Annotated in this window: 14 protein-coding genes; 9 read left to right on the top strand and 5 right to left on the bottom strand. The window is 58.7% G+C overall.

Translation table 11 applies throughout. The features are described from left to right. Positions 1 to 180: 180 nt before the first annotated feature. The 5 genes from pyrF (at position 181) to hpt (ending at position 3615) form a co-directional block, all read left to right on the top strand. Positions 181 to 957 (top strand): orotidine-5'-phosphate decarboxylase, encoded by a 777-nt coding sequence (gene pyrF, locus ABIQ96_RS27175; protein ID WP_348217816.1) that lies wholly within the window; start codon positions 181 to 183, stop codon positions 955 to 957. Between the two features lie 51 nt (positions 958 to 1008). Beyond that, positions 1009 to 1932 (top strand): MBL fold metallo-hydrolase, encoded by a 924-nt coding sequence (locus tag ABIQ96_RS27170; RefSeq protein WP_348217815.1) that lies wholly within the window; start codon positions 1009 to 1011, stop codon positions 1930 to 1932. Positions 1933 to 1977: 45 nt separating this feature from the next. Then, the gene (gene msrA / locus ABIQ96_RS27165) at positions 1978 to 2610 is read left to right on the top strand and encodes a peptide-methionine (S)-S-oxide reductase MsrA (RefSeq protein WP_348217814.1); all 633 of its coding nucleotides are present in this window, start codon (positions 1978 to 1980) and stop codon (positions 2608 to 2610) included. A 91-nt stretch (positions 2611 to 2701) separates the two neighbouring features. Continuing rightward, positions 2702 to 3025, top strand: a complete 324-nt coding sequence (locus tag ABIQ96_RS27160; protein ID WP_348217813.1) for a hypothetical protein — start codon at positions 2702 to 2704, stop codon at positions 3023 to 3025. Between the two features lie 53 nt (positions 3026 to 3078). Further along, positions 3079 to 3615 (top strand): hypoxanthine phosphoribosyltransferase, encoded by a 537-nt coding sequence (hpt, locus tag ABIQ96_RS27155; RefSeq protein WP_348217812.1) that lies wholly within the window; start codon positions 3079 to 3081, stop codon positions 3613 to 3615. Here hpt and ABIQ96_RS27150 read toward each other — a convergent pair. From ABIQ96_RS27150 to ABIQ96_RS27135, 4 genes are all read right to left on the bottom strand, one after another. Beyond that, positions 3579 to 4520, bottom strand: a complete 942-nt coding sequence (locus ABIQ96_RS27150) for an ankyrin repeat domain-containing protein (protein WP_348217811.1) — start codon at positions 4518 to 4520, stop codon at positions 3579 to 3581. The two genes, hpt and ABIQ96_RS27150, sit on opposite strands and share 37 nt — an antisense overlap. A 142-nt stretch (positions 4521 to 4662) precedes the next feature. Then, a complete protein-coding gene (dgt, locus tag ABIQ96_RS27145; RefSeq protein ID WP_348217810.1) occupies positions 4663 to 5940 on the bottom strand; it encodes a dGTP triphosphohydrolase in 1278 nt (425 codons plus the stop codon). A 37-nt stretch (positions 5941 to 5977) separates the two neighbouring features. Beyond that, a complete protein-coding gene (locus ABIQ96_RS27140) occupies positions 5978 to 6355 on the bottom strand; it encodes a type II toxin-antitoxin system VapC family toxin (RefSeq protein WP_348217809.1) in 378 nt (125 codons plus the stop codon). Continuing rightward, positions 6352 to 6639 (bottom strand): ribbon-helix-helix protein, CopG family, encoded by a 288-nt coding sequence (locus tag ABIQ96_RS27135; RefSeq protein ID WP_348217808.1) that lies wholly within the window; start codon positions 6637 to 6639, stop codon positions 6352 to 6354. The genes ABIQ96_RS27140 and ABIQ96_RS27135 overlap by 4 nt, the downstream gene beginning before the upstream one ends. A 102-nt stretch (positions 6640 to 6741) precedes the next feature. Here ABIQ96_RS27135 and ABIQ96_RS27130 point away from each other — a divergent pair, with 102 nt between their 5' ends. From ABIQ96_RS27130 to ABIQ96_RS27115, 4 genes are all read left to right on the top strand, one after another. Then, on the top strand, positions 6742 to 8433 hold the full coding sequence (locus ABIQ96_RS27130) for a DUF4407 domain-containing protein (RefSeq protein ID WP_348217807.1): 1692 nt from the start codon (positions 6742 to 6744) through the stop codon (positions 8431 to 8433). Positions 8434 to 8586: 153 nt separating this feature from the next. Further along, positions 8587 to 9108 carry a hypothetical protein gene (locus ABIQ96_RS27125; RefSeq protein ID WP_348217806.1) on the top strand — a complete coding sequence of 174 codons (522 nt, stop codon included), beginning with the start codon at positions 8587 to 8589 and terminating at the stop codon, positions 9106 to 9108. Between the two features lie 58 nt (positions 9109 to 9166). Next, positions 9167 to 11149 (top strand): DNA gyrase/topoisomerase IV subunit A, encoded by a 1983-nt coding sequence (locus ABIQ96_RS27120; protein ID WP_348217805.1) that lies wholly within the window; start codon positions 9167 to 9169, stop codon positions 11147 to 11149. Positions 11150 to 11480: 331 nt separating this feature from the next. Beyond that, positions 11481 to 16859: a cadherin-like beta sandwich domain-containing protein gene (locus tag ABIQ96_RS27115; protein ID WP_348217804.1), complete on the top strand. Its 5379-nt coding sequence runs from the start codon at positions 11481 to 11483 to the stop codon at positions 16857 to 16859. Positions 16860 to 17035: 176 nt separating this feature from the next. On the opposite strand, the gene ABIQ96_RS27110 is transcribed toward ABIQ96_RS27115, so the two are convergent. Next, entirely contained in the window at positions 17036 to 20758 is a 3723-nt protein-coding gene (locus tag ABIQ96_RS27110; RefSeq protein WP_348217803.1) for a hypothetical protein, read from the bottom strand. Positions 20759 to 20789 lie beyond the last annotated feature (31 nt).

Genomic DNA, 20789 nt, shown 5'->3' with positions numbered 1-20789 from the left:
CACGAAGTTGCCCGCGAACGCTGAGACAACCAATCAAAGACTGGCCCAAGACAAAAATCGCCAGCTCAAGACCCCTCCTGAAAACCATCATCTTCACGAATCCTTAAAGGCATTGCCCTAAAGGGTTAAACTACATACGAAGAGGTTGAACTCCGAGCCCGACGTCTTCATCCTCCGGCCATGAGCTACGCCGAGCGTCTTCAGAAGCGGATTGAGAAAACAGGTTCACGTCTTTGTGTGGGACTCGATCCACGGCCGGGCGATGGTGGTGCCGCGTTTGCCCGGAATTTTCTGGAACAAGTGATTGAGGAAACCGCGATCTGGGCCGCCGCATTCAAGCCGAACATGGCGTATTTCGAGGCGATGGGCATCGAGGGGATTCGTCTGTTGGAAGACCTGCTCGCCAAGATGCCGGATGACGTGCCGGTGATTCTGGATGCGAAACGCAGCGACATCGGCGAGACGCAAAAATACTACGCGCAAGGTTATTTCGCCGGTTGGAACGTCGATGCTGTGACGCTCAATCCATTTCTCGGTTATGATTCGATCGAGCCGTTCCTCGATTGGGAAGGGAAGGGGATTTATCTGTTAGCTGTGACCTCGAATCCCGGCTCCGCCGACTTCCAACGCCAGAAACTGGCGGATGGGCGCTCCGTTTTCGAACTCGTCACCGCCCTCGGCGAGCGGGCGAAATCCGAAGGCCGCAAGACCGACGTCGGCTACGTCGTCGGCCTGACGAACGCGGCGGATGTGTTGGAAAAAATCCCCGACGCGCCGTTGCTCGTTCCCGGTCTCGGCGCCCAAGGCGGCGATCTCGCATCGCTCGCTGCCGCCGCACGGAAAGCGCCGGATGTGATCAATGTTTCCCGTGGAATTCTCTACGCTGCCGATGAATTGGGATTCGGCGCTCGGGCGAGGGAGTGGGCGGAGAAAATTTCCGCTGCTTATGACCAATAAGGTTGAGGTTTTCGGTGCAAGCCAGCCGTTCATCCGCTAGTATCAAAAATCGTGCACGACGAAGAGCCCTTACCCCTGACGCCGATGCCCGCGAGGTATTCCGGCTTGCTGCCGCAAAAGGGCTGGCCTAAGCGCAATCTCAAATTCCTGCGGCATCGGATCGTGCCGGGAATGTTTCGCCGGACCGATGGCGATGTGCTTGAGCCGGTGTTGGCTCCACCGGACTTGGACAAGGTGCGCATCACTTGGATCGGGCATGCTTCGTTTTTCCTGCAGTTTGCCGGCCACTCGGTGATCGTCGATCCGAACTGGGCGAAATGGCACGGGCCGGTGAAGCGGCATCGCCAACCAGGTCTGGATTTGCACGCGGTTCCCGAGGTGGATCTGGTCTTGGTGACGCACGCGCATTTCGATCATCTGCACAAACCGAGTTTGAAAATTCTCCAGGCTCGCGAGGGCATCGTGGTCCCACGCGGCAGCGGTTCGTTGGTGAAACGCCTTGGGTTTCCAGCGATCCACGAAATGCAGATTTGGGATCGGTTGAATTTCGACGAACTGGAAATCATTCACACCCCGTCGCATCATTGGGGCGCGCGCTTCATTCATGACACCCACCGCGATTACGGTGGCTACATCGTGCGGGCTGGCGGCAAGAGCGTCTTCCATTGCGGGGACAGCGCCTATTTTGACGGCTTCACCGACATCGGGAAGCGCTTCGATATCGACGTCGCTCTCATGCCGATCGGTGCTTACGAGTCACCGAGCGGTCGTGATGTTCACATGAATCCCGAAGAAGCCGTTAGAGCGTTCGCCGACATTGGTGCGAAGGTGCTCATCCCGATGCATTATGGAACCTTCCCGTTGGGAAATGAACCTCACGATGAACCGGTTGAGCGCCTGCTGATGGAAGCGGATCGGCTCGGGATCAGCGATCAGGTGCTCATTCCCGAAGAAGGTGTGGGTATCGAATGGTGATCAATCTTTTCGGGAACAAAATTTCATTTCGTGTATCCTACGAATATGAAGCGCCGATATTTCCTCGCCCTCCTTTCACTCGTCCCAACACTCGCTTCGTGCGAACCTGAAAAAGCCATGACCGCCACCGACAAACATCCCGCGAAAATGCCAGAAGTCCCCGCAGGTGCGGAAGTTGTCACGCTGGGTGCCGGTTGTTTCTGGTGCATCGAGGCCGCTTATCGCAAGATTGACGGCGTGATTTCCGCGACTTCCGGTTACATGGGTGGCAGTCTGAAGAACCCGAGTTATGAGGACATTTGCAACGGAGGCTCCGGTCATGCCGAGGTCGTGCAAGTCGTTTTCGATCCCAAGAAAATCCCGTTGGAAAAAGTCCTTTCGTGGTTCTGGGAACTCCACGATCCGACCACGCTGAACCGTCAGGGCAACGATGTGGGAGAGCAGTATCGTTCGGTGATTTTCTATCATACCGATGCCCAGAAGACGATTGCCGAGGCGTCGAAAGCCGCGGCCAAAGCGGATTTCAAGGACCCGATCGTTACGCAAATCGCCAAATCCTCCGATTTCTACCCGGCCGAGAACTATCATCAGAATTACTATAACGAGAATAGATCGAAGAATCCCTACTGCCGCTTTGTTATCGAGCCCAAGCTCAAGAAGCTGAAACTCGACGAGTGATGGTCTAACGGAAGTCTCCGGAATGCCTTAGTTTGCTTGACAATTCGGGGTTTTGTGGGATTCCTGAGCGCTGGCAATGGCAAAACGCAGCATGGCAGGAGTCAAACTGACCCGCTTGGAAGCCCGCACCCGGGTCATCCAAGGGGCGGGGCGTCTGGCGTTTGTCTGCTTTTGCATGGCCATCGGATTTGTCGTCGTCGCCACCGCATTTCCCCAACGCCGCGAGTTGGAAAAACTCGAAGCGAAGCTCAAGCTGGCCAAGGATCAGGAGGCGAGTATTCAGGCTGACAAGGAATACCATCAGATTGAATACCGGGCCTTGCGCGAGGATCCTTTGTTTCTCGAAATCCATGCGCGGGATCGCCTCGACTATTATCGCGAGGGTGAGCGGGTTTTGAAATTCCGCAGTGAGTAGGGGAGTGTTTTTTGACGCTTGGCGTCGTGGGGTGGAAGGTTTATCCCGTGGGCATGCGCGACGATATTGAAAAAGTCCTGATTGATGAGGCGGTCATTGAAAAACGACTCGACTCGATGGCTCTGGAAATTGAGCGCGACTTTCCGGCAGGCCCGATGGTGGTAATCATTCTTCTCAAAGGCGCGCTCGTATTCGCCGCCGACCTTCTCCGGCGTGTGCCGCGTCCGCTGGAGATCGAGTGCCTCAATGTCGCCAGCTATCACGGTGGACTGGAAAGTTCGGGAAAAGTGGATTTCCTCGACCGCCATTTTCCGGAAGTCAAAGGCCAGCACGTTCTTCTGCTAGATGATATTCTCGATACCGGCCGCACGCTTCACGCAGTCTCGCAGCGGTTGATCGAAGAGGGGGCCGTGGCCGTGCACACCGCTGTGCTGTTAGCCAAGGACAAGGCGCGCGCCGAAGAGGTCCAGGCGGACTACGTTGGATTCGAGATCGGCGACGAGTTTGTGGTCGGTTACGGCTTGGACTATAAAGGCAAGTATCGGAACCTGCCTTACGTCGGAGTGCTGAAGCTTTCCGCCGCGATTTGAATTGACCGACGGGTTTCCGGATCATCAACGAAGTGCCATGGCGGAAAACCGCATTGGTCCGGGATCCTCGGATCGGCCCCGGACTCCAAAAGCAGCGCTGCCATCGCCACGCTCCGGCAACAGTTAAGCGGAACACACATATCGACATCCTGTTGGTTCACATTTGCGCCAGCGTCTATAAGGAGAGAAACCATTTCCAAGTTGTCGTTGCCGATTGCGGAGAACAGTGTCGTTTCGCCAGTGCTGGTTTGGTCCACTTTTGCCCCATGCCCGAGCAGCCATTGCACTGCGCGGAGATCGCTCGCCTCGGCGAAGGATTTGAGCGGCCAATAGCCGCAGCCATCGACTTGATCGAGGTCGGCATGGAACTCGTCAACCAGCATTGCGAGCATCTCCAAACTGTTGCATTCACTAACGGCATGTTTTTCGGTTTCCGAAAGATGGATCTTCCTGGAATGTGCGATCATGGATTCAAGGTGCTTTTCGGAGGTAAGATCAGCGGCAAGATCCTCTGGTAGGTTCTTCAACCACTCAGGGGGAGGCGCATCTTTCCTCGAGTGAATGGCCGTCTCCATGATGTTGAATAGCCCGACCTGAGCAGGCGATGCGGGATCTGGAGTATGACTGTAACTCAGCCGCGCACCTGCCGAGAGCAGCGTACGGGCAACCTCGACGTGGTTGTGTCCCACAGCGCTTAATAACGGACTATCCCCGTATTCATCAAGTGCATCGGGCAGCGCACCGTGGTAGAGGAGCAGGTCAATGGCCTGCGCCGAACCAATCTTGGCGGCGATATGTAGAGGTGTTTGACCCCAAGAACCCTTGGAATTCGGGTCGGCTCCTTCTGCGAGTGCCAGTTCAAGTAAACTCGCATCGGAGACGATGGCTTCATCCAAAGTTGACATGCCAGATTCAAATCCTTAATCCGCCAGATGCAAGGAGGCATCTGGGGCAATTATATTCCGTCAGCGTCCTCCGGCATGGTTGCGGGTCCCTTGGTTACGGCGGCAGCTTGCTACGCCTCAGGGAATTAATTGAGAAAAGATCCTAACCCACCAAATCCCCGATCGACCCGAAGTCCGGCGAAAACAAACGTTTGTAAGTCCGCGCTGCATAGCCGTCGGTCATGCCTGATAGAAAATCGCAAACCAGTCTGGCTCTTGTTGCTTCATCCGGTGCCGCCGCGATTTCCGCTGCGGTATCGGCGGGCAGGAGTTGGAAATCCTGACCGTCGATTTTTCCCTGCGCGATGTAGCGTTCGCCGAGGACTTCCCATAACTGCCGCAGCATCCGGCTGCCCTTGTGCTCGAGCTGTTTCAACTGCGGCGAGAGGAAGACGACTTCGAAGGCCAGGCGCTTGAAGAGTTTTGATTCCGCTTTCACCGATTCGTCGATGGCGAGGCGGTAACGATAACGGTTCGTCGAGCCGCTGAGGAAATTGACGTCGGTTTCCAATCGAGTGGACTGGATGTATTTTCCGATGCGTTTCCCAACGAAGGGATCCACGCGTTTCCGCCGGATCGCCCGCATCAGATCGCCGAGAGGTGTTTCATCGCCGGTGGGTTCGCCATGTTTCTCCGCCCATGCCTCGATTTTTTCGATGTTGAGAAACCCCGCGCGCACGCTGTCTGATAAATCGTTGAGCGAGTAGGCGGTGTCATCCGCCCAATCCATCACCTGGCACTCGATCGACTTGAACTTGTCGCGCACCTTGCCCGGTGTGAGTTCCAGCGGGAAATCGTTTCCGCCCATCGCCCAGTCGAGATAGGTGTGTTGATTGTCGTAAATGAAATGATGTTCCGGTTGGTTGCCGAGTTCGGTCCACAGGGATTTGTATTTCAACACGCCGTCGAGGAAGGCTCGGGTCGGGTCCATGCCGCTGCGCTTCGCGGAGAAAATGCGTTCTGTTAGCAAGCGCAGCGTCTGGGCGTTTCCTTCGAATCCACCGTGGTCGCGCATCAGGTGGTTCAGGGTTCTTTCGCCCGCATGGCCGAACGGTGGATGCCCGAGATCGTGCGAAAGGCAGATGGCTTCGACCAAATCCGGATCGATGAAAAAATCATCACCGAGCGGGCCGTCCGGCATGCTCTTCAGCCAGTAGGAAATCGACTTGCCGATCTGCGCGACTTCCAATGAATGTGTTAGGCGGGTCCGGTAGAAATCATACTCGCCGCTCCAAAAAACCTGCGTCTTGTTTTGCAGGCGTCGGAACGTCGGAGTATGAAGCACACGATCGCGGTCGATCTGGAATGGCGTCCGATAGTCACCGTCGCAGGCACCCGAGCGCCGCTCCGTGTCAAAAGCCCCGTAAAAGCGGTTCAACATTTGCCGGAGACTAGAGACCCGCGGGCATCCGGCAATCTCAACCTTCGAGCACCAGCCCGAATGGGACGAGTCGTTCGAAGTCCCCCGCATTGAACGTCGCCAGCGGCATGCCGGAAACGATGGCCGCGGCGGCGATCATGCAATCGGCATGCGATCCACGCCGTCGACCGCTCAGGTTGAAAAGCCGCGCAGCCTCCTCGGCTTCCACGCGGGTGAAATCGAGCACCTTCCGATCCAGCACCGCGAACGCCGCGTCCTTTTGCGCCTTGGAGAGGGGACCGTTGCAAAATTCCGACCACGCCACCGAGCTTGCTGCCACCGATTTCCCGGCCTTCAGCCATGCGGAAATCTTCGCGCCACCGGCCGATCCGACGGTTACCAGATCCACGAGAAAATTCGTGTCCAAGTGAATCATGATTCCCACCAGTAGCGTTTCGCGGCGCGTTCGGCCTCGATGGCGGCCTTGAAATCGTCGCCCTCACGCATCGTCAGCCCGGCTCCGTTTTGCAGCCATTCCAATGCTTGAAGCGGGCTGGGGCGCTTGTCTTCGGCTTCCGCATCCTCATTGATTCTGCGGATGGCACGGCGCATGACCTCCGCCTTCGAGACGGACCAGCGCTTCGCCAAGTCATCCAAAAGCCCCAAAGTGCCGGTGTCCAGCGACACGCTGGTCCTTACCAAAGTGCTGACATAACTCATGTGGTAATAAGTGGTGCATCCTCGCGCTCAAGTCAAGTTGCAAACCCTACTTGAAAAAACGCCCGTCCCCCGCAAGTAGTGTCCGGCTAACTCTCAAACTTCATGCACACCATCAAACGCGCGTTTTTCTGGCTCTCCGGGGCCGGCACTGAGACCCTCGAAAAATGCCCGGCATGGGAGCAGCGGAAATATGTCGCTTTCGGAGCCACCGTGCTGGTCCCGTGTGCCTTCGCCTTCATCGCCTGCGCCTACGCGCTCTCGACCCTCACCGACAATACCCGCGTCATCTATCCAGTCGCGACGGTCTGGGCCTTCATCATTCTCACCATCGACCGCGCGCTGCTCGCCAGCTATCGGGCCTATGCCTCGATCTTCCGGAAGTTTTCACAATTCTGCCTGCGTCTCGTCGTCGCCGTCCTGATGGGCATCACCATCGCGCATCCGCTGGTCCTGCTGCTCTTCCGCGACACGATTTCGTCGGTGATTGAAAAGGACAGGGCGGCGGAAATCGAAGTCGTCCGCACCGGCTTCGAGTCGGAGAAGGAAAAAGTCCGCGGACAGGTCACCGTTTTGGAAACCGCCCTCGCCGAGCAACGGACCAAATGGAACGAGTCCTTCCAAGCCCGCTTCATCCTTCAGGAAACCGAGGAAGCGAAGTCCGCCATCCCCGGCCTAACCGCCGAGCAGCAGAAAGAGCTTAAGGCCGCTATCGAAGAGGGCACCGCGCCATTCCGCGAGCGTCTCACGGTCATCGAAAAACAATCCGACGAATTTTCTCCGCAATACGCCAAGCTCCAGACCGAGCTCGGTTTCTGGCAGGCGGAATTTGAACGCGAGCTCAACGGCCAACGCTCCGGCATGCGCGGCGAGGGGCCTCGGGCCAAGTCGATCCGTTCCGACCAACTTGAACCACGCCGCGAGGAATCCAAACGCCTCGGCGCACTCCTCGAACACCTCACCGCCGAGAAGGCCACCCTCCAAACCCAATCGCGCCAAGCAGAAGCGGCGGCCATCTCCCAATTTGAAACGAAGCTCGCTGAAATCGCTGCATCTAACAAAACTGAGGCCGAGCGCGTCGCCGGTCTCAAACAAAAGGTCGAAAGCGACCAGGCCGGCCAATTCGTCACCCAACAGAACGCCCTGCGCGATACGATCAAACAACAGATCGACACCCGTCTCGCCGAACTCAACCGCGTCCAAGGCGAGCTCGCCGCCGTTGCCAAGGAGGAATCCGACCGCCTCGACAAACTGCGTGCCGAGCCCCGCCGCGACATTCTCACCCAGACGCTTGCCCTTCATGCGTTGTTCCAAGCCGGCAATCAAGGCGGCCAATTCGCGTTCTACACCTACCTTGTTCTAACGCTTCTCTTCATGCTCGTGGACACCATCCCGCTGATCGTGAAATTCTTCACCAAGGCCGGCCCCTACGATTCGCTTGTGGACCGCGATGAAATCACCTTCGACACCGAGCACCGTGCCTTCCGCCAGAGCCGCACCCGTTACATGGAGCAACTTTCCAGCGGCAATCTCATCGCCGTCACCCGCAACCAGCGATTGGAAAATGCCTTGGTCGATGGCGTCGAGCATACCCGCGCCGCCCGCGAGTTTCTCGACTCGCTCGTGGAAATGGAAAAATCCTTCGCCGATAAAATGAAACTCGAGGAACAAACCATCGGTGTCGCAGAAAGCGACAAACGCGCCGCCCTCGAAGCCATCAAGAAGCGCTTCTACGCCGACCTCAACCATCGCATGGAAATCTTCTTCACCACCCGCCACGCGCCGGAGGGCGCCTAGTTGGAGCGCGGAATTTATTCCGCGCGAATTGTTATATCGTTCACATGCGGAATAAATTCCGCGCTCCAGTTTTGACATGCCTCGCAGCGAGGTCACTCTGAACCTATCAAGAAACTGCTTCCATTTCTCATTCCCTCTGCCGACGCCGCTGATTTGCGCAAGGCTGCATGGCTCGCCCTCGCGGGAACCCTGATCGCCGGAACCTTCGGCATCATCCACGATCAGATCACCTACACGATTTCCCCCGAGTATTTCACCCGGATGAAATTCGACCAGTTTCATGCCTGGGACTTCGGATTTCCGCGCCGGGTTTTCGTCGCGGAAATCGGATTTCTCGCGACGTGGTGGGTCGGCCTGATCGCCGCCTGGTTTCTCGCCCGTGTTGCTCTGCGGAAATTTCAATTCCCCGCGAAATCGGTTATGCGGACGATGGCGTCCATCGTGGGTTTCGTCGTTCTTTTGGGAGTCGCCGCCTATTTCACCGGCCCGTCCTTGCTGGCAGATCGCTCCGGTTGGCGGGAATCACTCGAATCCATCCGCGTCATCGACCAAGTCGCCTTCAACCGCGTCGCCGCCATCCATTTGGCAAGCTACGGCGGAGCCTTGATCGGCTGGATCGCGGCGATGGCATGGTTTTTGAGCCGCCCGAAATCGCGGATTTTCCCGAAGGAATAAGCTTCCCGTCACCTGAGGCTTGCGCGGATGCTCCGGGTTCTTTAACCATCCGCCCCACATGACGCACGATCCGGACCAACATGCCTCGCTGGGAGCGATGTATTCCGACTATTTCCTCGATTACGCCAGCTACGTCATCCTCGAGCGGGCGGTTCCCCACCTTTTCGACGGCCTCAAGCCGGTCCAGCGCCGGATCCTCCACGCCATGGATGAACTCGACGACGGCCGCTACAACAAGGTCGCGGGGATCGTCGGAAACACAATGAACTACCACCCGCACGGCGACCAATCCATCGGTGCCGCCATCGTCGGACTCGGGCAAAAGGACCTGCTCATCGACACCCAGGGAAACTGGGGCAACACCCTCACCGGCGACGGCGCGGCCGCTCCCCGTTACATCGAAGCCCGCCTCACGAAATTCGCCAACGAAGTCGTCTTCAACCCGAAAACCACCGATTGGCTCCCCAGCTACGACGGCCGGAGAAAAGAGCCGGACACCCTCCCGGTGAAATTCCCATTGCTGTTAGCCCAGGGCGTCGAGGGCATCGCCGTCGGCCTCGCTTGCAAGGTGTTGCCTCACAATTTTCACGAACTCATCGAAGCCTCCATCGCCGTTCTGCGGGACCAACCGTTCACCCTGATCCCGGATTTTCCGACCGGTGGCATCATGGATGCCTCCGACTACCGCGACGGCCTGCGCGGCGGAAAAGTTAGGGTCCGCGCCCGCATTTCCACCGAGAAAAAAGGTTTCCTCCGCATCACCGAAATTCCCTTCGGCACCACCACCGGCGCGTTGATGGAGTCCATTGTCGCCGCCTCCGACAAGGGCAAGATCAAGATCCAGAAAATCGAAGACAACACCGCCGCCCACGCCGACATCCTGGTCTATCTGCCCGCCGGAGCCGATGCGGAACAAACCCGCGACGCGCTCTATGCCTTCACCGACAGCGAACTCACCATTTCTCCTAACGCCTGCGTCATCTACGACGGCAAGCCGGTGTTCATGGGTGTTTCGGAAATCCTCCGCCGCGTCACGCACCACACGCGTGATTTGCTCAAGATGGAGCTGGAAATCAAACTCGCAGAGCTCGCCGAGAAATGGCATTTCAGCTCGCTCGAAAAAATCTTCATCGAGAACCGCATCTACCGCGACATCGAAGAATGCGAAACTTGGGAAGCCGTCCTCAAGGCCATCGACGCCGGCCTCAAGCCGTTCAAGAAACTCCTCAAGCGCGACGTCACAGAAGACGATCTCGTCCGGCTAACGGAAATCAAGATCAAGCGCATTTCCAAGTTCGACTCTTTCAAGGCCGACGAGGAAATCAAAGGACTCGAAAAACTCATCGACGAGACCGACAAGCACCTCCGCAACCTTACCAAGTTCACCATCAAGTGGTATGAGGACCTCGCCAAAAAATACGGCAAGGAGCGCGAGCGCCGCACCGAGATCGCCTCGTTCGACCGCGTTGATAGAATGCAGGTGGTCGCCGCCACCGAGACACTCTATCTGGATGCCAAGAACGGCTTCGCTGGCTATGGCCTCAAGAAAGACGGCGAACCGGTGGAAAGATGCTCCACCATCGACGACATCATCGCCTTCACCCAGGACGGCAAGATGCGCGTCATGAAGGTCGCGGAAAAAGTCTTCGTCGGCCAGAAACCGCTGCGCGTCGCCATCTTCCGCAAGGACGAGGATCTCATCTACTCGATGATCTATCGGGACGGCCGAGACGGTCCCATCCTTGCCAAGCGCTTCACCGTCGGCGGCATCACCCGCGACAAGGAATACGACCTCACCAAAGGCACGCCCAACAGCCGCATCCTCTATTTCGCCTTCCACAAGACCAACGAGGAAAGCGCCGCGCAGATGTTGTTAGTCCATCTCAAGTCCGGCCTGCGCATGCGCAACCTCATCCGCCCGCTCCACTTCGCCGAGTTCGGTATCAAAAGCCGCTCCAGCGCCGGCAATCTGGTCACCAAACACGGCATCGAGAAAATCATCCGCGCGCCGAAGGACTATGATCCGAATCTCGGCGCGTGATCCCTTGATGCCCGACCGCACGGAATCAATTGCCTTGAGGCCAGCCGTTCAGGGTTTCGCCATTTTCAACAGGCTGCTAGGGCTTTCGCCTCGGATCCTTTCAGGATCCTTGAGGGCTGCTGAGAAATGATGAATTCTTTGAAATCTCAGCGTCCCGGCGCGAGGATCCATCTTCATGGCCACCCGCCTCCGACGGCTCCGATTTTCGAAAAATCCCCTCCATTAGGCAGAAATCGCTAGATCCGGAATCGGAGTTGCGCATGCCCGGAGGCAGTGGTAGGTGGGGTGTCACATGATCTCTGATAGAATTCCTTCAGCGTCTCCCGCCTCCTTGGAACCGTCCTGGAGTGCCTTTGGCCGCTTTTGCAGGCCCTTTGCCGCGATTTTTTTCCTGCTGACCTGCCTGCTGGCGACGGTCGGCTCCGCTCCGGGTGCGGTGGTGCCTGCGGATTTTACCTCGGCTTCGTCGATCCCGGTCAAGGCCGGCCGTTACGTGGCGGAGGGGAACCGGCTGAAGCTTTCGCTCGGTTTCGCGCCGGAGGTCGGGACCCATCTGACGGTGGTAAGGGTGGTGAATGCGGGGCCCATCACCGGAGAATTCACCAATTTGAAACAGGGCCAGCGGGTGAGGCTGGAATTCGGGGGAATCACCTACAAATTCGTGGCGAACTATCGCGGGGGGAATGGCAACGATCTGGTGCTCGATTGGGCCTACCAGAATATTTATTCTTGGGGATCCAATGACAGCGGGCAATTGACCGGTGACCGGAATTCGTGGAGCGAGGAAGCCTGGACCCCCGACAAGGCAAGCCTCTCCGGCAAGACGGTTTCCCGGATTGCGGCGGGAGAATCCCACAGCGTCGCCCTGCTGGCGGATGGATCGGTGGTGGCCTGGGGGGACAATACCTACGGCCAGCTCGGCGATGGCACCAACACCTCCAGTTCTGTGCCGGTGGTGGTCGATACTGCGGGTGTGCTCGCCGGGAAAACGGTGATCGACGTGGCGGCGGGGGCAGCCCACAGCCTTGCGCTGTGTTTGGACGGTACGGTTGTCTGCTGGGGACGCAATCAAGGGGGGCAACTGGGCGACACCACCTACACCGATCGCAATGTCCCGGTGGCCCTGTACATTTCGGGACCGCTCTATGGCAGAACGATCACCGCGATCGCGGCAGGAGCTGCCCACAGCCTCGCGATTCGTTCCGATGGAAAAATCGTCGAATGGGGTAATTACTACCCTGATACCATAGTCGACGGGCAGACCTCCCTCTCTATCAGACCTAGGGCGGTGCTTCGCACGGGCGCGCTGGCCGGCAAGACGGCGGTCGCAGTGGCCGCCGGGAAATCGCACAGCATCGCGCTGTGCTCCGACAACACCCTGGTGGCGTGGGGCGACAACTCAAGCGGTCAGCTTGGAATTGGCGCCGGCTTTGATTTCAGCGACGAGCCGTTGCAGGTTCCCAATGAAGGCGTCCTGGCAGGCAGAAAGATCATGGCTCTGGCTGCGGGGAGTGGGCACAATCTGGTCCTGCTGAGCGACGGCAAGGTGGCGGGTTGGGGATCCAACTACACCGGCCAACTTGGCATCGACAGCACGTTGGATAGTTGGGTGCCGGTGGAGGTGAACACTGCGGGAGCGCTCTCTGGCAAGAAGGTGGTGGCGGTGGCAGCGGGAAGTTTCCACAGCCTCGCGGTTTGTTCCGACGGCACGCTGGCTGCCTGGGGATACAACGGCCGCGGCCAGTTTGGCAACGGCACCCTGGACACGAGTTTTGTTCCGGTGGCGATGGGATCGATGGGAGATCTATCGGGTAAAAAGGTAGTTCACCTGGCGGCGGGAGGCGGGCATAGCTTGGCGCTGGCGGCTGCACCGCTTTCCGACGATTCTTCGCTGGCCTCCCTGGGGCTTGACGTTCCTGCCGTGGATTATTCGTTTTCGCCCGGAATCACGGATTACGTCGCCAGTGTACCGAAGGGAACTTCCGCAGTGTCGTTGGCCCCGGTGGCTCGCCGCCCGCCCGAGAGAATTTTCGTGAACGGGTCCGAGGTGAAATCCGGATCCGCGAGCCTGCCGATCTCCTTGGCAGAGGGCGAAACCCTCATTGCGGTGAAGGTCACTGCCGAGGATGGCACTTTCACCACTTATTCGATCACGGTTCTGCGTCCCCGAGACGTGAGTATGGCTTTCCAAAGAGCCGCCGACACTGCCGTCAGCGCCCGGGCTTATGATGCCACCGGACTGAATGCGGATATCTCTCTAACTTTTGCGCCGCCTAACGGAACTAGCCTGACGATGGTCGATAACACGGGACTGAATTTCATCACCGGGGAGTTTTCCAATCTGGCCCAGGGCCAGGTGGTCAGCCTCGGCTATCAGGGACTCATCTATAAGTTCGTGGTGAACTATCACGGCGGAACGGGCAATGACCTGGTGCTGGAGTGGTACCGCCGGAGAGTGGTCTCATGGGGAATCAATTCGTCCGGCGAGTTGGGGAATGGAAACAAGACCCTGAACAAGTTGCCCCAGGCCGTGACGGATACGGGAATCCTGGCAGGCAAGGTGGTTCTAACGGTGGTTGCCGGATCATCCCACAACCTCGCGCTCTGTTCGGACGGGACACTGGCCGCTTGGGGGGGCAATTCATCGGGGCAGCTTGGCGATGGAGGAAGCACGAGCCAGCCGCTCGCTGTGGAGGTGGATCGCAGCGGTGTCCTGGCAGGTAAACAGGTTGTCGCGATCGCGGCTGGCTCCGGACACAGCCTGGCACTGTGTTCCGACGGAACCCTGGCTGCCTGGGGCGCGGGTGGCAACGGGCGGCTCGGCAATGGCGATGTCAGTGACAGTCATTTGCCCGTCGCGGTCGATCAGACCGGCGCCTTGGCCGGAAAGCGGGTGGTGGCGATCTCCGCAGGATACGACTTCAGCGTGGCATTGTGCTCCGACGGCACGGTGATGACGTGGGGAAACAACCAGTATGGGCAAACGGGCGGTAACTCGGGCGAGGACAGGATGGTCCCGTCATCGATCGATCAAAAAGGAATCCTGTCCGGCAGGATCGTCACCGCCGTTTCCTCAGGGCTGTATCACAATCTGGTCCTCTGTTCGGATGGAACCCTGGCAACATGGGGATGGAATTACTCCGGCCAACTGGGTGACGGGACTCAAACTGATAGCAGGATACCGGTGCCTGTGGATCAGACCGGGATCTTGTCCGGCAGGAAGATTGTGTTCGTAGATGCCGGCGGTTCCCAGAGCCTTTGCCTGTGCTCCGACGGAACCCTGGCGGCCTGGGGATCCAACGGCTCCGGACAGCTTGGAAACGGCGGCAGCTCCAACAGCAATATCCCGGTGGCGGTGACCAAGACGGTAATCTTTTCCGATAAATCCATCTCGCGGATTTCCACGGGAAACAGCCATAGCCTGGCATCCTGCACCGATGGAACCGTGGTCGCGTGGGGCCTCAACAGTTCCGGCCAGCTCGGGGACGGCAGCACGATCAGCCGGAAGACTCCCGTGGCCGTGGATCGCACCGGCTTTCTGTCAGATAAAAACGTGGTGGCGATGTCTGCAGGGAATTCGCACAGCGTGGCCATCGCCACGGAATCCCCCAGCTCCGGCTTATCGGGGCTGACGTTGAGTCCGGGGACGCTGTCACCGGTTTTCTCACCCGAGGCGCTCGGCTATACCGCCGTCGTGGCGGCACGTTCCTCATTCACCGTGACACCGGTAACGCGCGACGCGTCGGCCGCCGTGAAGGTGAACGGGGTGTCCGTGGCGTCGGGATCCCCGAGCGGTCCGATTCCGGTATCGCCGGGTGGCAGCATTGAGGTGGTGGTGACGGCGGAAAGCGCCGCGACGACCACCTATGTGATCGCGATGCCCACCGGTGTCGCGGCGGTATTCACTTCTTCCCCGGTCGTTCCCGTGACGTCCACAGGCTATAACGCCACCGGCTGGAGTGCCGATCTCGCGCTCGGCTTCTCCCCTCCTGTTGGAACAAATCTAACGGTGATCAACAACGTGGGGATTGGTTTCATCACCGGTCAGTTCACCAATCTGGCCCAAGGTCAGGCGGTGGATCTGTCGTACAACGGCAAGGCCTATCATTTCGTGGCGAACTACTACGGCGGCACGGGAAATGACCTTGTCCTCGAATGGGCGAACCGGAGTGTCGCCGCGTGGGGGTCTGATGCGAGCGGCCAACTCGGAAATGACTCCACGACGAACAGCCCGGTGCCGGTCGCGGTGGTCGGTACGGGAGCCCTGTCAGGGAAGACCGTAATGGCGGTCTCCGGGGGAGCCTCCCACAGCCTCGCCCTGTGCTCTGATGGAACAGTGGTGTCATGGGGATCGGGTCAATCTGGTCAGTTGGGAGGCGACAGCGTAACCGTAAGCCGTGTGCCGGTGGCGGTGAAAAATGATGGAGCTCTTTCCGGAAAAACCGTGGTATCGATCACTTCCTCGAACGGGAGCAATCTGGCATTGTGCTCGGATGGCACCGTGGCTGCCTGGGGCTATGGTGGTTTCGGCCAGCTCGGCAACGGGACCAATATCAATGCATTCGTGCCCGTGGCGGTAACGCATACCGGAGTTCTCGCCGGCAGATCCGTCGTGGCGGTATCCGTGGGCGGCACCCATGCCCTGGCGTTGTGCTCCGACGGCCGGGTCGTCAGCTGGGGTAAAAATACTTACGGCCAGCTCGGCAATGGCACCACCACCGACAGCAACTTGCCGGTGCTGGTTTCCAATACAGGAGTCCTGGCTGGAAAATCCGTGGTGGGCGTTTGTAGCGGCTATGAATACAGCATGGCCCTATGTTCGGATGGAACGATGGTCGGCTGGGGACCCAATGTGGGGAATCTGTTGGATACTTTCGAATCTCCGGTCAAAGTGCCAGCCGCCGTGAAACGCACAGGTGCGCTGGTGGGGAAAACGGTGACCGCTCTCTCGCAAGGGGGGCACTCGACAGTGGTCGCACTTTGTTCGGACGGCAAGGTCGTGACATGGGGACTGAATGATCTCGGCCAGCTCGGTGCGGGTACGGCAGTCGGAAGTCTTCCGGTGGCGGTCAGCACGAGCGGTGTCTTGGCGGGCAAGTCCGTCGTGCATGTTTCCTCCGGCTTCGCCCATACGGTCGCCGCCTGCTCGGACGGAACCGTGGTCACTTGGGGCTTCAATGCTTACGGCCAACTCGGCAACGACACCACGGTGAACAGCTCGGTGCCTGTGGCAGTCTCGAATGCGGGAGTGCTTGGTGGCAAAAAGGCGCTGAACGGCGGCGCTGCATTCCATAGTCTTCTGGTGGTTGCCGAACCCGATCCTGTAACCATCGGGCCGGCTTTTGCCTCCGCCAGCCTCCCCGAAACGACCGGCTCTTCCGACCCGGATCACGACGGGATTCCCAACCTCATGGAATACGTGCTTCACGGCGATCCGAACTCACCATCCACGGAAATTCTCCCGCGGATGACGATCGAGGGAGATCACTTTGTTTTCCGTTTTCACCGGCTGACGGCATCAGGAAACGACACGAACCAGGTTTTCCAATACAGCGCGGACATGATCCACTGGTCGGAAGTGGACATCTCATCCGTATCCGGTGTTTTGCTCGGCGCGACAGACGCCAACGGATGCCAACCGGTCACTGTCACCGTTCCCAAAGGTGAATACGCCAATCTGTTCGGACGGCTTCGAGTGTCGAAGCCCTGATTTCCAACCAGAATAGGTGAATCGCGACAGAAGCATGGATTTTTCATTCATGCTTCGGGCGATTTCTTCCATTCCCGCATTCCCATGGGATCGGCATTCCTCGATGAAACCAGCTTGCAAAGATGATCCTCTCCGGCTTCGCGATGGCTTGGGCTGCGGTCAATGCTTTTGCAACCTCAAGCCGCCTGCCAGCGGCGGGCGATTTCCTCAAGAACGGCAGGATCCTGAGGGGCGTCCTCGCGGCCGAAATGCCGGTCCTCGAGCGTGGCGATTTCCTTCGAGATGGACTCGCGTTGGGTTTCCGAAATTCCTTCGCGTTCCTGCAAGCGCCGCAGATAGCCGATAACGCTCACCGCGTTGATGTGCGTGGGCAGTGGCAACAGGGCGGGGCCGCCGTCGTTCGCGGGCTTCCGGTTTTTCAAGAACGCGAAACCTCCCACCCCTAACACCAGCAGCGCGGCGAATCCGCCGGCGATCCATGGCATCGACCGCTTCCCTTCGCCGCCGAGTGGCACATCGGCGGAGACCGGGACGAGATCGACATCGACGTAGCGTTGTCTAACGAGCCCGTCGTCCTTCGCGGTTTCCGGCTTCACGGTGGGGAAATGGAACGACGCGGGAAGCGTGCCGCCAGTGGGTTTCAACTCGATTCGCCATTCGTGTTCCGATACCGGCGCGAGATCTTCCGACGCGCCGTCGAGTTCTACCACGCGCAGGGTGCGATCCTCGATGGCTCCGGTCTCGAAACCATCGACGGTTAGGTCAAGCAGTTCATTCAATGGCGGAACGAGGCCGTGGGCGGTTCCCTTGACTTCGAGGAACAGGCTGCCCTTGTCCTTGTGGCTGCGCTCGTCAAGCGTCTGCGTGACGTGGAGTTCGCGATAGGGCCTTGGCTCCGCTTTCCCTGCGTCGATGGGAACTTCCGCCGAGCTGATAGGTAGGACGACGTAGCCGGAGGTGTCGGTGAAATCGAGATCGATCTTCAGCGGCGGAACCTTGTCAATCTGCGGGCCTTTCGGTTTCAGCAGAAAATAGGCGTAGGGTGTTAGTCGCCAGCCGTATTGTGGATCGGTGATGGATTCCACCTTGTCAGAGTGGAATGTCAGCGAGATGACTTCGAAATGCTCTTCCAGCGCGGCGCGGGCGGCCTTCTCGAACTTGTCGCGGTAGTCTTCCGGCGGACGGCCGAAGTTGAAGCCATATTGCGAGTTGTTCTGGTTCTGGAGGTATTTTTGAAATCCACCGGACTCGCGCTCGATCTCGCGGGTATGGCGGAGATTCACCCGGAGGCCGAAAGGGGTGTTTGAGCCGACGCGATCTGGTCCATCGACGGAAGCGTCGAGCTGGATTTCGGTGACGAGATCGCGATAGTAGTCGAGCACCTCCTTGGCATCCGCCAATTCCTCCCGCTCACCAGCGATGGCCGTGGAGCCTTCCAGAAACCGTAGCTTGAGATCGGGCGAAACATTGGCCAGTCGGGTGTTGAGCGTGGTGGCGAATACCTTGAGATGCCTCTCCTTGCAATCGCCGGGTAAAGCTTCCAGCGCGGCTTTGATTTTCCCGTATTCCTCCGGGGACGCGACATGATGGCTCTTCAACGCCTCCAGCGTCGGTGAACCGAGCGCGGCATAAAACCAGGTTTCGAAAACTGCCGGGCTTTCCTTGCTGGAGTCTTCCAATGGCAATGTCGATGCGTAGTCCTTGGCTGCGGCGGCCAACGAGTCGAGCGCCGCGCGCTTGATGGCAGAGTGTTCGTGATTCGGTGTGATGGTGCTGTTATAATTGCTTTCCTCAAAATGCAGGGCGGCGAGCTGCTCGTTGAGCCGCCACGCTTCGGCCGGCTTTTTCAACAACGCGCGATCCAGGATTCCACGGGCCGCTTCGTAGCCGTGAAGGATTTGTTCCTGAAGTTCCTTGTCCTTGCGTTTTGTCTGATAGGTTTGCTGCAGTTTCGGATTCGGCCACAAACCGGCGAGGTTGAGGCGCATCCGGCCGACCAAGGTTGCCAGCGTGTTGGAGTCGAGCACATCGGTCGCGCCGAAGACGGATTCGATGGCCTCGACGCGCCAGACTTCCGCCTTGCTGTGGCAGGAAATGAAAGCGTCCGCCAATTCGTTGTGGAACGATTCGCCGAGATCCAGGCCGCGGATGCCTTTCACCAGCGTTGCGAGTTCGACAAGATTCCGCTCCTGCTTCGATCGTGTTAGAGGAATGGTGCCGGACTGGCTGTTGAAACCGTAGAAATAGAAATAGCGCGAACGATTGTCTTGTTCGTCGTTGGGATTGTGGTTTTCGGACCACACCCGGATCATTTCGCGCACGAGGGATTTCGCCTCATCCTTGTCCGTCGTAGCGAGAGTCTTCACCAACGGCAGCGCCTTGTTTTCCTCCTTCACTTTCAGCAACAGCCGGGCGGAAGCCAGAATGCATTCGTTCCGTGTCGCAGCCTCGATGGTGGCCAGCCACGCGTCGTCCGGTTTGCATTCGAGGATTTCCCCGGCGGCAATCGGGCGAGTGCCATTTCCCTGATAGCCGGTGTCAGGTCGGCCGAAAAACATGTTTCCCCAAGGATCATACTGGGCCTGCGTGCGGCGCGAGGTGCTCTGGTCCCTCTCCTGGGTGACGCCGGCTTCGTAGGTCCATTGGCGGGCAAACAGCGTGAAAATGCCGGACCACGCGGCGGGATCGACTTCCTTCGTGGACAGCAGGGCTTTCACTGCAGCGGCCTGCAGCTTGAGTTGTTCGAGACGGATCGACTCAATCGGATTTTCGCGGCTCTGGGCGGTGAGGATGCCGAGTGATGCCAACAGTTCAAGTCCCTCGCCTTGGGAATCCTTGAAGGTTTTTTCCAACCAGAGCTTGCCGGTGTCGTCGCCGAGTTCCGGGATCAGGGTGAGCGCCCGGAACAATGCCTCGGCGCGTGCTTCCGGCGGAGCCTTGGTATCGGTTAGGAATGAGGTGGAGAGTTCCCACGCCAGCGGCAGGGCATCCTTGCCGGCAGCCTGCTTGTCCTCCTGTGACAGAGCCACGCGCTGACGGGCAATGAGGTTCAGCGCGGCGTAGTTCTTTTTCTCACGTGATTCTGTCAGATCAGGAAGATAGGGACCGGCATCCTTGACGAACCCGGCCTCCAACAGAAATTCAGCGGCCCGCTGGCGATCGTCGGCCACCTGTCCGCCGAAATTCCGGATGCCGTCCGCGAGTGCCTTGAAAAACTCCTCCGGCGGGCGGGGGCTCTTCGACAACAACTTCGCAAGGATTTGAATCTGCTTTTTCGGCGGCGGCACCGGAGCCGCCGCGGCGAGTCCTAACAAATCCGCAGGTGGTAGGAACGCGGGTTGCGAATGCGGTTTCGAACCCTGTGCCATCAACTCCGGTGGCGGACTCACCTGCGCGGGTGCGGCGAGCTTCTCGACCATCATCTGATAGATCTCGCCGGAGCTTTCCTTGGGCAGTGCAGCGAGGAAATCCCTGACCCGGTCCCATCGGTCGAGCACGACATCCCTGCGGAAAATGGCGGCGGCTTTCTTGAACTTCTCAATCTCCTGCTCGGGAGTGGGTTTTTCCTCCGGTTTGGCCTCAGTGGCCGGCTTTTCCCGCGCTTCCTCCAATCGCGTGGCAAGGATGCCGGAGGTGCTTCGGTCGAACGGTAACTCGCGCAGGATCGCGATTTTCTGCTGCTCCGGTGTCAGCGCGGGCCGCTTTTTGCTTTCCTCGATGAGTTGGCGGAGCCGATCGAAATCAAGATCGCCGGGATTTCCCGGATTTCCGGGATTCGCAGGATTGCCAGGCTGCGCCGCGATCGGTTGAGGATTTCCCTCGACGACGATGGTAGGTTGTTGCGCGATGCCTGGAGCGGTGAGTGCGGCGAGCGCGATCAGAACTGAACGTGACTGCATGGAGGATGTTGAGGGGAAAATGACGACGATC

The sequence above is a fragment of the Luteolibacter sp. genome, from assembly GCF_039920825.1.
In the GTDB taxonomy this organism is placed as follows: Bacteria; Verrucomicrobiota; Verrucomicrobiia; order Verrucomicrobiales; family Akkermansiaceae; genus Luteolibacter.
The sequence above is the reverse complement of the archived record's forward strand: the minus strand, read 5'-3'. Positions and strand labels throughout refer to the sequence as shown.

Bases quoted from the DNA above. Each gene is read 5' to 3' on its own strand.
- ABIQ96_RS27120 (WP_348217805.1), top strand. From the start codon at position 9,167: ATGACGCACGATCCGGACCAACATGCCTCGCTGGGAGCGATGTATTCC.
- ABIQ96_RS27135 (WP_348217808.1), bottom strand. From the start codon at position 6,639: ATGAGTTATGTCAGCACTTTGGTAAGGACCAGCGTGTCGCTGGACACC.
- ABIQ96_RS27140 (WP_348217809.1), bottom strand. From the start codon at position 6,355: ATGATTCACTTGGACACGAATTTTCTCGTGGATCTGGTAACCGTCGGA.
- ABIQ96_RS27110 (WP_348217803.1), bottom strand. From the start codon at position 20,758: ATGCAGTCACGTTCAGTTCTGATCGCGCTCGCCGCACTCACCGCTCCA.
- msrA (WP_348217814.1), top strand. From the start codon at position 1,978: ATGAAGCGCCGATATTTCCTCGCCCTCCTTTCACTCGTCCCAACACTC.
- dgt (WP_348217810.1), bottom strand. From the start codon at position 5,940: ATGTTGAACCGCTTTTACGGGGCTTTTGACACGGAGCGGCGCTCGGGT.
- ABIQ96_RS27160 (WP_348217813.1), top strand. From the start codon at position 2,702: ATGGCAGGAGTCAAACTGACCCGCTTGGAAGCCCGCACCCGGGTCATC.
- ABIQ96_RS27130 (WP_348217807.1), top strand. From the start codon at position 6,742: ATGCACACCATCAAACGCGCGTTTTTCTGGCTCTCCGGGGCCGGCACT.
- ABIQ96_RS27150 (WP_348217811.1), bottom strand. From the start codon at position 4,520: ATGTCAACTTTGGATGAAGCCATCGTCTCCGATGCGAGTTTACTTGAA.
- pyrF (WP_348217816.1), top strand. From the start codon at position 181: ATGAGCTACGCCGAGCGTCTTCAGAAGCGGATTGAGAAAACAGGTTCA.
- hpt (WP_348217812.1), top strand. From the start codon at position 3,079: ATGCGCGACGATATTGAAAAAGTCCTGATTGATGAGGCGGTCATTGAA.